This window comes from Pantoea sp. EKM101V, assembly GCF_011800325.1.
GTDB lineage: Bacteria > Pseudomonadota > Gammaproteobacteria > Enterobacterales > Enterobacteriaceae > Pantoea > Pantoea anthophila.
On sequence record NZ_JAALFP010000008.1, the window covers coordinates 18,362 to 31,766 of the forward strand.

The window sequence follows — 13,405 nt, forward strand, 5'->3', positions numbered from 1 at the left end:
ATTAACGAATTAATCCACGGGTTGAACGGGCAAAGAAATCGTAGAAAGGCTGCACTTCGCTATGCTGCTGCGCAAGCGCTTCAATCTCCGGCTTCACTTCCTCCAGCGTTCTGCCGCTGCGATAGAGCAACTTGTAGGCGTTGCGGATCGCGTGCAACGACTCTTTGCTGAACCCACGGCGCTTGAGGCCTTCAATGTTGATCCCGAACGGCGTGGCATGGTTGCCCTGCGCAATAACGTAAGGCGGCACATCCTGCGCCACGCCGGAACAGCCACCCACCATCACGTGCGCACCAATAGTGCACCACTGATGCACTGCTGTCATGCCGCCAATAATGGCGAAATCATCGACCGTGACGTGACCACCCAGGGTCGCGTTGTTGGCGAAGATACAGCGGTTACCGATGACGCAGTCGTGCGCAATATGAACGTTGACCATCAGCAGATTATCGCTGCCCACCGTGGTGACATGGCCACCCTGAGTGGTGCCGCGATGAATCGTCACGCTTTCACGGATGCGGTTGCGATCGCCGATTTCAACCCGTGTTGGCTCACCGGCATATTTCAGATCCTGGTTCACTTCGCCGATAGAGGCGAACTGATAGATCTGGTTATCTTTACCGATACGCGTGTGGCCGTTCACCACAACGTGTGACTTCAGTACCGTTCCTTCACCGATCTCCACATTCGCGCCAATAAAGCAAAACGGGCCAATGTGAACGCGGGCGCCGATAACCGCGCCCTCTTCGATGACAGAACTGGGATGGATAGTGGCGGTTGGATCAATCACGAATTATGCCTCCCGGCTGCGGGCACACATCATGGTCGCTTCACAAACGATTTTACCGTCGACAGTCGCCACGCCTTTGAAGCGGGTCAGACCACGGCGGGTTTTCTCGAAAGTGACTTCCATGATCATCTGGTCGCCTGGTACCACAGGGCGCTTGAAGCGGGCGTTGTCGATACCGGCAAAATAATAGAGTTCACCTGGCTCCAGTTTACCTACGCTTTTAAACGCCAGAATACCGGTGGCCTGCGCCATCGCTTCCAGGATAAGAACGCCAGGAAAAATCGGTTTACCAGGGAAATGCCCCTGGAAAAACGGTTCGTTAACAGAAACGTTCTTCACTGCACGCAGGTATTTGTGCTCTTCAAATTCCAGCACGCGGTCTACCAGCAGAAACGGATAGCGGTGCGGCAGCAGCTCTAAAATCTCTTCAATTTTCAGAGTATGAGTTTCAGTAGTCAAAATACTCTTCCTGTCCTAAAAATCTGATGACATCAATAACACGGCCTGCACAGATCAAAATGATCTTCCGCAGGCCGCAAATAGGTTCTGTGGCGCCGGGCTTCCCTGCTTAACATTTTTATTATGAAAGCCGGTCAGTTTTGGGATGGCGGTCAGTCGTCTTTGCCGACCTTGCGCTCGATGGCTTTTAAGCGTTTGCTCATGTCATCGATGTTCATCACCAGCGCTGCAGTTTTGCGCCAGGTTTTGTTGGGTTGCAGCGGAATGCCTGAGGAATAGACGCCAGGCTCTGTGATAGGACGCATGACCATGCCCATACCGGTCACGGTGACTTTGTCACAGATTTCCATATGGCCGTTAATGACGCTGGCACCGCCAATCATACAGTAACGTCCAATTTTCAAACTACCCGCCATGATCACACCGCCTGCAACCGCAGTATTGTCGCCAATAACTACGTTGTGAGCGATCTGGCACTGGTTGTCTATGATAACACCATTGCCTATCAGAGTGTTATCCAGCGCACCGCGATCGATGGTAGTGCAGGCACCAATTTCCACCCGATCGCCGATAATTACCGCGCCTAACTGCGGGATTTTCACCCAGTTACCGCGATCGTTGGCATAGCCGAAGCCATCAGAACCGATGACGGTGCCTGACTGAATCAGACAATCCTGGCCGATCTGAATCTCATGATAAACGGAGACGTTGGCCCAGAGACGGGTGCCACGACCGATGCGGGTTTTTTTGCCCACAAAGCAGCCTGCGCCGATCACCACGTTGTCGCCCAGCTCCACATCCGCTTCGATGACGGCGTTAGCGCCAATCGCGACGTTGTTGCCGAGTCGGGCTGAAGGGTCGATCACCGCGCTGGGCGCGATATTCTGCGCGGGCTGGGGGGTGGTATCGAGTATCTGTGCCATACGCGCATAGGTCAGGTAGGGATTTTTCACCACCAGCGCTGCCGTATTGCACCACTCCAGATCCGCTTCCGTCAGCACCACGGCTGAAGCCTTTATCAGGGCGAGTTGCTCGCGGTAACGGCTGTTTGCAAGAAATGTGATTTGGCCAGTTGTGGCGGATTGCATAGAAGCAATGCCGGAGATGACGATATCGCCATCTCCGTGCAATTCTGCATCCAACTGCTGGGCTAAATCAGCCAGTCGAATAGATGCCATGAATTATTTAACCTGTTTCAGCACGTCAGCAGTAATGTCTTTTGCGTTTGATGCATAAGCCACCGCGTTCGCGTCGATCACGACATCGTAACCATCGCTGTCAGCGACTTTCTTCACGGCGTCCTGAATGCGGCTCAGCAGCTTGTTACGCTCTTCCATCTGACGACGGCGGTTATCCTGCTCAAAGGCCTGGGCTTTTGAAGAGAAAGCTTCACGCTGAGACATAACATCTTTTTCCATGCGGCTGCGTTCGCTGGCCTTCATGGTAGAGCCGTCACGCTGTAAACGCTGCATTTTAGTTTGCAGATCGCGTTCCTGGCTCTGCAGCTCAGTTGCACGGCCTTTGAACTCATTTTCCAGCTGTTTAGCAACAGTCGCACGTTGCGGTAACTGTTGGAAAATGCTGGACACGTTTACCACTGCAATTTTGTCAGCAGCCTGAACACCAGCGGAAACCGCTAAAGCAAGACCCAGACCTGCGGCACACAACAACTTTTTCACTATAAACTCCTTACCATCAACGTTTGTGTCAGCGACACAGTGTTTGCCCCGGAACAGCCTGCGCTGTCCGGCAGCAAGACTTCAGCTATGCATCCATGCTCAGAACATTACCAGGTTTTACCAATGTTAAACTGGAACTGCTCTGACTTGTCTCCATCCACTTTCTTTATCGGCTGGGCGTAAGAGAACACCAGCGGGCCGAGCGGTGACATCCACTGCAGCGCAACACCGCTTGAAACGCGGATATTGTTAGGATCGCTGTAGTCCGGAATGCCCGCCGCACGAGTTTCGGCCGTGTTTTCCCAGTGGGTATCCCATGCGGTACCGGTATCGACAAACACCGAGGTACGTACCGAGTTGGCATACTTCTCGCTCAGGAACGGCGTTGGCGTGATCAGCTCAAGGCTTGCAATCGCCATGGCGTTTCCGCCGACCGCATCGTCAGACTTACAGATGCCATCCGGATCGGCCAGGCGGCAATTCGACGAGTTGTTATTGTAGTAGGCAGCCTTCGGACCAATGGTATTGGACTGGAAGCCACGAACGGTACTGGAACCACCGGCGTAGAAGTTCTCATAGAACGGCATCTCTTTGCCGCCGAGACCATCGCCGTAACCCACACGCCCACGCCCCAGCAGCACCCAGGTGTGATCCTGGTTAATCGGCACATACTGCTGGGTGTCCAGCGTGGCCTTGTAGAAGCTGTTGTCTGAGCCAGGAATCGTCACCTTACCGTTCAGGTTGGTGCGGTTACCCGCCGTCGGGAAGAAGCCACGGTCCAGCGTGTTGTAGGTCCAGCCGTAGTTGAAGGTGAAGTCATCAGCAGAGAATTCGCCTTTATCATCCAGCTGCTGCGGCTTGCCGACTGAATCCAGATAACGCCACATCGCCACCTGCGGCTGCATGTTGGAGAGGTCGTTGTGGACATAGCCCAGACCGACACGCAGAGTGTTGTTTTCGTTAACCGGGAAGCCCAGTGTGCCATCCAGACCATAACTCTTGTTGGTATAGTCAGAGAGGTCTGCATTGTCCGCTTTAAAGTCGTTATAGAACAGACGACCACCCAGACTCACCCCATCCACGGTGAAGTAAGGGTCAGTCAGCGAGAACTCGGCATAGGTCTGGTAGTCATTTTTGGTGCCGCTGATGCCGACGGTATTACCGGTGCCCAGCCAGTTATCCTGCGTGACCCCGACCTGGAAGCTTACGCCACTCTCAGTGCCGTAACCGACGCCGAAGTTGAAGGTCCCGGTGTTGCGCTCTTTAACCTTGTAGACCACATCCACCTGATCCGGTGAACCTGGCACGCGCTGGGTATCCACATCGACGTTTTCAAAGTAACCGGTGCGGTTCAGACGCTCTTTGCCCTGCTCGACCAGGTCGCTGCCCAGCCAGGCCCCTTCCATCTGACGCATTTCACGACGCAGCACCGCATCTTTTGAGGTGTCGTTACCTTCAAAGCGAACATGACGCACGTAGTAGCGGTTACCGGCATCCACGTTGATGTGCAGTTTGACGGTCTTATCAGCATCGTTGATTTCAGGCTGTGTCACGACGCGCGGATAGGCGTAGCCGTAGCGGCCCAGCAGTTTCTTGATGTCATCTTCCATCTTCGTGACTTTGGCGCCGTTATAGAGCTCGCCTGCCGGAATTTTGGTCAGATGTTCAATCTCTGCTGAGTGGCCTGCCATGCTGCCATTCACGATCACGCCTGCGATTTTGTACTGATCGCCTTCAGTGATGTTGACCGTGATGTAGATGCCTTTTTTATCCGGCGTCAGGCTGACCTGGGTCGAATCGATATTAAAGCGGGCGTAGCCGCGATCCAGATAGAAGCTGCGCAGGGTTTCGAGGTCACCGGCCAGTTTCTGTTTCTGGTATTTACGGTCGCCGACCACGTTCCACCATGGCACTTCATCGCGCAGCTGGAAGCGGGAGATCAATTCATCAGAACTGAACGCCTTGTTACCGACGATGTTGATCTGCTGAATTTTGGCAGAGACACCCTCCGTAAAGACCAGCTTCAGATCGACACGGTTACGCGGCAGTGGCGTGACCACCGCTTTCACGTTGGCCGTATATTTACCGACGCTGTAGTAGAAATCCTCCAGGCCCTTTTCGATAGAAGAGAGCGTGGTGCGGTCAAGCGCTTCGCCGACACGCACACCGGAGGCTTCCAGATTCTGTTTCAGCTGATCCTCTTTCACCGCTTTGTTACCGGTGAAGGTAATGCTGGCAATGGTAGGACGTTCTTTGACCTGGACAATCAGCGTTGTACCGTCTCGCAGGACCTGAACATCCTCAAAGTTGCCAGTCGCGAACAGTGAGCGAATGGTGTTTCTGACATCATCGTCATTCACCGTATCGCCAACCCGAACTGGCATGCTCAGCAGAGCCGCGCCGACGGCGACTCGCTGCAGCCCTTCGAAATGAATATCCTTCACCACGAAATCGTCTGCACCGTAAACGGTGGCGCTGCTAAACAGCAGCGACGCTATGAGCAACTTTTTCATCGCCATCGTTATTATGCGTTTTCCTAACACATCCCCTGAATGTTCGCGTTCCAGCGGTTACAAACGGGAGAAATCATTGAAAAGTGCAAGCCCCATTAACAGCACCAGCAAAATCGAACCGATGCGATAACTAAAGTCCTGAACTCGCTCGGACACCGGTCCACCTTTGATCTTTTCGATCGCCAGGAAGAGCAGATGCCCACCATCTAAAACCGGCAATGGGAACAGGTTGATGATGCCCAGGTTGACGCTGATCAGCGCCAGGAACATCAGGTAGTAAATCAACCCATACTCTGCTGACAACCCTGCACCCTGCGCAATCGAGATTGGCCCGCTCAGGTTGTTCAGCTTCACATCACCCGTGATTAACTTGCCCAGCATAGAAACGGTAAGCTTCATCAGCTGCCAGGTTTTTACACTGGCCTCACCGATAGCCGCAAACGCGCCATACTGTCTTACCGTTCTGTACTCTTCCGGCAGCGGAACAATGCGCGGGATAACACCCGCAAATCCTTCGCCTTTGCTGCCCGTTCTGGCTTCTGGCGTCATGGTCAGCGTAATTGCATCACCGCCGCGATCCACCTCAAGCGCCATGCTTTTGCCCGGGTTATCCCGGACCTGCGTGACAAAAGTCTGCCACTGCGATAATGGCTGACCATCGACTTTAACGATCCTGTCGCCAGCTTGCAAACCGGCTTCACTGGCTGGCGAGTTCGCCTGCACTTCTGCCAGCGTGGTCTCAATCTGCGGACCACGTGGCCGGATGCCCAGCGCGACAACCGGATCCTGCTTGTCTGGCTCAAACTGCCAGTTACGCAAATCCAGCTGTTTCTCCTGGGTCGCGTCCTCGCCAAATCGTGCCACCGTCAGGGTTGTGCTGCTGTCACCGATTTTACCCACCAGCGCCATCCGCACAGCATCCCAGTCAGGCGTTTCGATACCGTCAACCGCCTTAAGTTCCATACCGGGTGCAATTTGCGCTTCCGCCGCGACCGAACCGTTTAAAATTTCACCGATTACCGGACGCACACCCGGCACGCCGTGAATAAACACAACCCAGTAGGCAAAGATGGCAAAGAGGAAGTTAGCGACAGGACCCGCCGCAATGATGGAAGCGCGCTGCCAGACGGCTTTGTTGTTGAAAGCCTGATGACGCAGTTCGGCGGGCACGCTCTCGACACGCTCGTCGAGCATTTTCACGTAGCCGCCAAGGGGAATCAGCGCGATGACAAACTCGGTGCCCTGGCGGTCACGACGCCGCCAGAGTGATTTACCGAAACCGATGGAAAAGCGTTCAACTTTGACGCCGCAGCGACGGGCGACCCAGAAATGGCCAAATTCATGGACGGTAATCAGCACGCCCAGCGCAACGATAAAGGCGACAAAACTCCAGATTATGCTCAACATCTTTGCCTGTCCTTAAAGGGTGCGAAACACCAGCAGCAATAAACAGGCAAACACCGGCACTGCCGCAGTCAGACTATCAATGCGATCCAGAATCCCGCCGTGACCGGGGATCAGATTACCGCTGTCTTTGATGCCCGCTTCGCGTTTGAACATACTTTCGGTGAGATCACCCAGCACCGACGCCAGCGTCGCAATCACCGCGCAGACCACCAGCGTGCCAGCTGACACCGTCAGAGGGGCCAGCGTTGCGAACAGCAGCGCAATCAGCGCGGAAGAGACCAGACCGCCCAGAAAACCTTCCCAGGTTTTACCCGGTGAGACCTTTGGCGCCAGCTTGTGTTTGCCGAACATCTTGCCAAACATGTAGGCCCCTGAATCCGCGCCCCACACCAGCAGCATGACAAACAGCAGCCACCAGGCCCCGGCAAAGTGATCGGTTTCATAGTGATACTGACGCAGCGCCATCATGCCCCAGAAAAAAGGCACCAGGGTTAAGAGACCAAACAGCAGGCGAAGCGGACGTGAATGACGCCAGAAGGCGGCCGAAGCGGGATAGGAGAGAACCAGCAGCAGCGCAACGACCCACCACACCAGCGACGCCCAGAGCGATGTCGCCACCTGCGGCAGATGCACATCATGCTGATAAGGAGGCAGGGTAAACTGCATCAGGGCCAGTAAGAGACCACAAAGAACCGCCAGCCAGACGCGCTGCTGACGGGATGCCATCCCTGCCAGCTGACCCCATTCCCAGGCGGCCAGCATACAGATAATGATGGTGGTAATTGCGAAACCCACAGGTGGTAACCAGAACAGTGCAGCTATTACCAGCGGAATTAAAATTAACGCGGTAATCAGACGAGACTTCAGCAAAGGTTACCCCCAGATTGCTCAGGCGCCGCCTGGTGCAGCGCCGCCAAAACGACGCTCCCGCAGAGAGAATGCATTCAGTGCACCTTCAAAAACGTGTTCATCGAAATCCGGCCAGAGCACATCGGTAAAATAGAATTCAGCATAGGCAATCTGCCACAGCAGGAAGTTGCTAATCCGATGCTCTCCCCCGGTCCTTATCACTAAATCCACTGGCGCCAGCTCCTGCATACAGAGCTGCGACGTCAGGCTCTCTTCGGTAATCTGGTCAGGACGCAGTAAGCCTTCCTGAACCTGTTCAGCCAGTTTTTTCACGCCTTCGATAATATCCCAACGGCCGCCATAGTTGGCAGCAATGTTGAGCGTCAGGCCACTATTATTTGCAGTCAGCGTCTCAGAACGGCGAATACGTTCCTGAATACGCGGGCTGAATCGGCTGGTATCGCCAATGACGCGTAACCGGACGTTGTGTTTGTGCAGGCTCTTCACTTCACTGTCGAGTGCCCAGACAAACAGTTCCATTAACGCGGTGACTTCCTGCGCCGGACGGCTCCAGTTTTCACTGCTGAAGGCGTAAAGCGTCAGGGCTTCGAGATTGTTGCTGACAGCAAAGCTGACGGCACGACGTACCGATTTGACGCCCGCTTTGTGGCCTGAAATGCGCAATTTTCCCTGATTTTTGGCCCAGCGACCGTTGCCATCCATGATGATAGCGACGTGGCGCGGACCGTTTCCCTGCTGGTCATCAGTGTTGTTGTGATTGTTAGACGACATAACGCTTAACCAATTCCTTTCATCAGAAATGCTGTGGTTTCTGAATACATTGCGCCCGATTCAAATCCCGACAGATTCTCAGTGTCGGGCCACACCGAATTCGGTGACAGACCGTGAAACGCGAGCCAGCGACTATACCATTTTCACCTGAAGCGAACAAATGGCCTCATATCGATCGGCGTCACGACGTGAAGCGCGACAACATTTCTGTTGCCCGCGCGCGCGCAGAGCGATCGATTTCAAGGACAGCGTCCACCGAATCCGGTTCCGCACACACCTGTGCCGCCAGCACCGCACTGTTCAGCGCAGCGATGTCGGTAAAGCGGATCTGGTGATTCAGGAAAGCCGCAACGGCAACCTCGTTGGCTGCATTGAGCGTGGTGGAGGCCGCCTGCCCTGCTTCGCAGGCATCAATGGCCAGCTTCAGACAGGGGTAGCGATTAAAGTCAGGTTCAGCAAACGTCAGCGCCGACATGCGGGTGAAATCCAGCGGCGTCACGCCTGCATTGATGCGCGAAGGCCAGGCCATGCTGTGAGCAATGGGCGTACGCATATCCGGTGAACCTAACTGAGCCAGCACGCTGCCATCGCAATATCGCACCATGGAGTGAATCACCGACTGCGGGTGGAGTATCACTTCCATCTGCGCTGCGCTGGCGTTGAACAACCAACGGGCTTCAATGTACTCAAGACCTTTATTCATCATGGTGGCCGAGTCGACAGAGATTTTTCTCCCCATCGACCAGTTCGGATGAGCACAGGCCTGATCGGGCGACATGGCGCTGAGATCGGCTAAATCTGTGTCACGAAAAGGACCACCTGATCCCGTAAGGATAATCGACTCAATGCCATTATCCCGCAGGTCAGCGTAACCTAACTGATGCTGGATGGTAGCCGGTAAACTCTGAAAAATGGCGTTATGCTCGCTGTCGACCGGTAGTAACTGTGCGTGATGATGACGCACGGCCTCCATAAACAAACGGCCGCAGGTGACAAGGGACTCTTTGTTCGCCAGCAGCACGGTTTTTCCGGCACGGATGGCTGCCAGCGTCGGCAGCAGGCCGGAGGCGCCAACAATCGCCGCCATCACCTGATCCACCTCATCCAGCGCGGCCAGCTCACAGGCTGCCTGAACGCCGGAGAGCACTTCAGTATTGACCCTGATTGCTCTCAGTCGCTCACGCAACGCAGCAGCGGAGGCTTCGTCTGCCATGCAGGCGTAGCGCGGGGTAAAGGCTGCACACTGTTCGGCCATCAGCGCCACGTTATGACCGGCCACCAGTGCTGTAATCTGATAGAGCGCCGGATTGGCGCGAACCACCGCCAGCGTGCTGGTGCCGATTGAGCCGGTTGATCCCAGCAGAGTTAATCGCTTCATGAAGCTATCCGTGTGAAGTCAGGGTGCACAGAGGCACAATGTAAAACGCCGCCAGATGTCGCATTCATACGAATACCTCTCTGTACGGCGTTTTTTCCGGCAGCGATGGGATTAGAAATCCATCAGCTCCGTCTCTTTTTCTGACAGTGCAGCATCCACTTTCTTGATGTAAGCATCCGTCATTTTCTGGATTTCATCCTGCGCACGACGTTCGTCGTCTTCGCTGATCTCTTTATCTTTCAGCAGCGCTTTGATTTTATCGTTGGCATCGCGACGGACGTTACGTACCGACACACGGCCCTGCTCGGCTTCGCCGCGCACGATTTTAATCAGATCTTTACGACGCTCTTCGGTCAGCGCAGGCAGCGGAACACGGATGTCGCTGCCGGCTGAACTTGGGTTCAGACCGAGATCGGACTTCATGATCGCTTTTTCAACTGCCGCACTCAGGGTGCGATCAAACACGTTGATTTTCAGCGTGCGTGAGTCTTCCACAGTGACGGAAGCCAGCTGACGCAGTGGCGTCGGCGTGCCGTAATATTCGACGACGATGCCGTCAAGCAGCGAAGGGGAAGCACGACCCGTGCGCACTTTGCTGATGGTGTTTTTGAATGCTTCAACGCATTTTTCCATGCGCGTGTCAGCATCTTTTTTGATGTCGTTAATCACGTTGAAACCCTTGGATTCGGTTTGACCTGGCCAGTTCCGGCCTGGCCGGAAGCGGGATCGATAATCATCGATAATCCTGACTGGTGCGCGATGCGTCATCATCGCGCTGACAGAATATACCTTATTTTATCTCGCCTCGGGTATTAATGCGTAATCAGGGTGCCTTCTTTTTCACCCATCACTACGCGACGCAGTGCGCCTGGCTTATTCATGTTGAAAACACGGATAGGCAGTTTGTGGTCACGCGCCAGGGTAAAGGCCGCAAGATCCATCACTTTCAGCTCCTGATCCAGCACTTCAGTATAGGTCAGTTGCTCATACAGGGTCGCATCCGGGTTTTTCACCGGATCGGCAGAATAGACGCCATCCACTTTGGTCGCTTTCAGGACCACATCCGCTTCGATCTCAATGCCGCGCAGGCAGGCCGCAGAATCGGTGGTGAAGAACGGATTGCCGGTACCGGCGGAGAAGATCACCACGCGGTTGTTACGCAGCAGGCTGATCGCCTCTGCCCAGCTGTAGTTATCGCAGACGCCATTCAGTGGAATCGCTGACATCAGGCGGGCATTCACATAGGCGCGGTGCAGCGCATCACGCATCGCCAGGCCGTTCATTACGGTAGCCAGCATACCCATGTGGTCACCCACAACGCGGTTCATCCCCGCCTGCGCCAGGCCCGCTCCGCGGAACAGGTTACCCCCGCCGATCACAACGCCAACCTGGATGCCCAGCTCAACCAGCTCTTTTACCTCTTGTGCCATACGGTCCAGCACACTCGCGTCGATACCAAAACCTTCAGCGCCTTGCAGGGCTTCGCCGCTGAGTTTAAGCAGGATACGTTGATAAACAGGTTTTGCGTTGGTCGCCATGGTCAGTTCTTCCTGGAAGATAGGGTGTAAAGGAGAAGTAAATTGTGATCGATCATCCGCTTACCGCAATGAAATTGCTATTGGGATGAAACTGAAAATGTGTCTGTTGCGGTTCACAGACAAAAAAGAACCGCCATCTGGCGGTTCTTTCAGAGCATTAAGACTGCTTGGACATGGCTGCAACTTCTGCAGCGAAGTCAGACTCAACTTTCTCGATGCCTTCGCCCACTTCGAAGCGGATGAAGTTGATGACGTCAGCGCCCTGCTCTTTCAGAGCCTGGCCAACGGTTTTGCTTGGGTCGATAACGAAAGCCTGACCAGTCAGAGAAACTTCGCCGGTGAATTTCTTCATGCGGCCTTCAACCATCTTCTCTGCGATCTCTTTTGGCTTGCCAGACTGCATCGCGATGTCCAGCTGAACCTGGTACTCTTTCTCAACCACGTCAGCAGAAACGTCTTCTGGCTTAACGAATTCAGGCTTGCTTGCCGCAACGTGCATAGCGATCTGTTTGATCAGATCTTCGTTAGCGCCTTTCGCTGAAACCAGTACGCCGATACGTGCGCCGTGCAGGTAGCTGCCCAGCTCTGCACCTTCCAGGATTGCGACGCGACGGATGTTGATGTTCTCACCGATTTTAGCAACCAGTGCAACGCGCTCTTCTTCGAACTGCGCTTTCAGAACTTCTACATCGGTTACGCGATCGGCTGCAGCCGCGTCCAGAACTTTGTCTGCGAATGCCTGGAAACCGCCATCTTTTGCGACGAAGTCAGTCTGGCAGTTTACTTCCAGAATCACGCCGTAGTCGCCAACGATCTTGGTTTTGATCACGCCATCAGCCGCAACGTTACCTGCTTTTTTCGCTGCTTTGATTGCGCCAGACTTACGCATGTTCTCAATCGCCAGCTCAATGTCGCCGTTCGCTTCGGTCAGCGCTTTTTTGCAGTCCATCATGCCAGCGCCAGTACGCTCGCGCAGTTCTTTTACCAATGCAGCGGTAATGTCAGCCATTCCAGAATCCTCGGTTCGTGCCTGAGTACATGTGCACCAGCAGACACTTATTTGCGGAAAATTTACTCTGTCCCGCCATCCGATAGGGGGCGTTACAGACTTAGATAAAATAAAGGGGCCAGTACAGGCCCCTTACAGATCACATCTGAATACTAAGGGCTCTTATGCAGAGCAAACCTTATTAAGCGTTTTCTAAAGACGCTTCTTCAGCTTGCTCAGCCAGATCCTGAGAACGGCCTTCGCGAACGGTGGTCGCAACGGCATTCAGGTACAGGCTTACAGCACGGATTGCGTCGTCGTTACCTGGGATAACGAAATCAACGCCATCTGGATCAGAGTTGGTATCAACGATAGCAAATACCGGGATACCCAGATTGTTTGCTTCTTTGATTGCGATGTGTTCGTGGTCAGCATCAACAACAAACAGCGCGTCTGGCAGACCGCCCATGTCTTTGATACCGCCCAGGCTGTTTTCCAGCTTGGCCAGCTCACGCGCACGCATCAGCGCTTCTTTTTTGGTCAGTTTGTCGAAAGTACCATCCTGAGACTGAGTCTCCAGATCTTTCAGACGCTTGATTGACTGACGCACGGTTTTCCAGTTAGTCAGCATGCCACCTAACCAGCGGTGGTTTACGAAGAACTGGTCGCAGCTCAGTGCAGACTCTTTTACCGCTTCAGCAGCAGCGCGCTTGGTACCTACGATCAGGATCTTACCTTTACGGGAAGCGATCTTGTTCAGTTCAGCCAGAGCTTCGTTGAACATAGGAACGGTTTTTTCCAGGTTGATGATGTGAACCTTGTTACGTGCACCAAAAATGAATGGCTTCATTTTTGGGTTCCAGTAACGGGTCTGGTGACCGAAGTGAACACCAGCCTGGAGCATGTCGCGCATGGAAACAGTTGCCATGATTACCTCTGAAATTTGATTTGGGGTTGGGCCTCCATGTATCCCATACGACCGACCTCTTTCAAGGCACCCCGGCGTATGTGT

General features: G+C 54.1%; 13 protein-coding genes. All 13 read right to left on the reverse strand.

Going from position 1 to position 13,405, the window contains the following annotated elements:
* Window position 1: 1 nt before the first annotated feature.
* On the reverse strand, window positions 2-790 hold the full coding sequence (lpxA, locus tag HFD92_RS13785) for an acyl-ACP--UDP-N-acetylglucosamine O-acyltransferase (protein ID WP_009091978.1): 789 nt from the start codon (window positions 788-790) through the stop codon (window positions 2-4).
* A 3-nt stretch (window positions 791-793) separates the two neighbouring features.
* Window positions 794-1,249 carry a 3-hydroxyacyl-ACP dehydratase FabZ gene (gene fabZ / locus HFD92_RS13790; RefSeq protein ID WP_009091980.1) on the reverse strand — a complete coding sequence of 152 codons (456 nt, stop codon included), beginning with the start codon at window positions 1,247-1,249 and terminating at the stop codon, window positions 794-796.
* A 152-nt stretch (window positions 1,250-1,401) separates the two neighbouring features.
* On the reverse strand, window positions 1,402-2,427 hold the full coding sequence (gene lpxD, locus HFD92_RS13795; RefSeq protein ID WP_058958057.1) for a UDP-3-O-(3-hydroxymyristoyl)glucosamine N-acyltransferase: 1,026 nt from the start codon (window positions 2,425-2,427) through the stop codon (window positions 1,402-1,404).
* A gap of 3 nt (window positions 2,428-2,430) precedes the next feature.
* Window positions 2,431-2,928: a molecular chaperone Skp gene (gene skp / locus HFD92_RS13800; protein ID WP_003852644.1), complete on the reverse strand. Its 498-nt coding sequence runs from the start codon at window positions 2,926-2,928 to the stop codon at window positions 2,431-2,433.
* 107 nt (window positions 2,929-3,035) lie between these two features.
* Window positions 3,036-5,447, reverse strand: coding sequence for an outer membrane protein assembly factor BamA (gene bamA, locus HFD92_RS13805; protein WP_009091984.1), 2,412 nt, complete (start codon window positions 5,445-5,447; stop codon window positions 3,036-3,038).
* Between the two features lie 51 nt (window positions 5,448-5,498).
* A complete protein-coding gene (gene rseP, locus HFD92_RS13810) occupies window positions 5,499-6,848 on the reverse strand; it encodes a sigma E protease regulator RseP (protein WP_167429115.1) in 1,350 nt (449 codons plus the stop codon).
* 12 nt (window positions 6,849-6,860) lie between these two features.
* Entirely contained in the window at window positions 6,861-7,718 is an 858-nt protein-coding gene (gene cdsA / locus HFD92_RS13815; protein WP_009091988.1) for a phosphatidate cytidylyltransferase, read from the reverse strand.
* 18 nt (window positions 7,719-7,736) lie between these two features.
* Window positions 7,737-8,489, reverse strand: a complete 753-nt coding sequence (gene ispU, locus HFD92_RS13820) for a (2E,6E)-farnesyl-diphosphate-specific ditrans,polycis-undecaprenyl-diphosphate synthase (RefSeq protein WP_009091989.1) — start codon at window positions 8,487-8,489, stop codon at window positions 7,737-7,739.
* Between the two features lie 181 nt (window positions 8,490-8,670).
* Entirely contained in the window at window positions 8,671-9,867 is a 1,197-nt protein-coding gene (gene ispC / locus HFD92_RS13825) for a 1-deoxy-D-xylulose-5-phosphate reductoisomerase (protein ID WP_167429116.1), read from the reverse strand.
* Between the two features lie 111 nt (window positions 9,868-9,978).
* The gene (gene frr, locus HFD92_RS13830) at window positions 9,979-10,536 is read right to left on the reverse strand and encodes a ribosome recycling factor (protein ID WP_009091992.1); all 558 of its coding nucleotides are present in this window, start codon (window positions 10,534-10,536) and stop codon (window positions 9,979-9,981) included.
* 143 nt (window positions 10,537-10,679) lie between these two features.
* The gene (gene pyrH / locus HFD92_RS13835; protein WP_009091994.1) at window positions 10,680-11,405 is read right to left on the reverse strand and encodes a UMP kinase; all 726 of its coding nucleotides are present in this window, start codon (window positions 11,403-11,405) and stop codon (window positions 10,680-10,682) included.
* A gap of 157 nt (window positions 11,406-11,562) precedes the next feature.
* Window positions 11,563-12,414 carry a translation elongation factor Ts gene (gene tsf / locus HFD92_RS13840; protein WP_009091996.1) on the reverse strand — a complete coding sequence of 284 codons (852 nt, stop codon included), beginning with the start codon at window positions 12,412-12,414 and terminating at the stop codon, window positions 11,563-11,565.
* A 181-nt stretch (window positions 12,415-12,595) separates the two neighbouring features.
* Window positions 12,596-13,321, reverse strand: coding sequence for a 30S ribosomal protein S2 (gene rpsB, locus HFD92_RS13845; protein WP_009091997.1), 726 nt, complete (start codon window positions 13,319-13,321; stop codon window positions 12,596-12,598).
* Window positions 13,322-13,405 lie beyond the last annotated feature (84 nt).

Bases quoted from the DNA above. Each gene is read 5' to 3' on its own strand.
- rseP (WP_167429115.1), bottom strand. From the start codon at position 6,848: ATGTTGAGCATAATCTGGAGTTTTGTCGCCTTTATCGTTGCGCTGGGC.
- bamA (WP_009091984.1), bottom strand. From the start codon at position 5,447: ATGGCGATGAAAAAGTTGCTCATAGCGTCGCTGCTGTTTAGCAGCGCC.
- tsf (WP_009091996.1), bottom strand. From the start codon at position 12,414: ATGGCTGACATTACCGCTGCATTGGTAAAAGAACTGCGCGAGCGTACT.
- rpsB (WP_009091997.1), bottom strand. From the start codon at position 13,321: ATGGCAACTGTTTCCATGCGCGACATGCTCCAGGCTGGTGTTCACTTC.
- lpxD (WP_058958057.1), bottom strand. From the start codon at position 2,427: ATGGCATCTATTCGACTGGCTGATTTAGCCCAGCAGTTGGATGCAGAA.
- ispU (WP_009091989.1), bottom strand. From the start codon at position 8,489: ATGTCGTCTAACAATCACAACAACACTGATGACCAGCAGGGAAACGGT.
- ispC (WP_167429116.1), bottom strand. From the start codon at position 9,867: ATGAAGCGATTAACTCTGCTGGGATCAACCGGCTCAATCGGCACCAGC.
- pyrH (WP_009091994.1), bottom strand. From the start codon at position 11,405: ATGGCGACCAACGCAAAACCTGTTTATCAACGTATCCTGCTTAAACTC.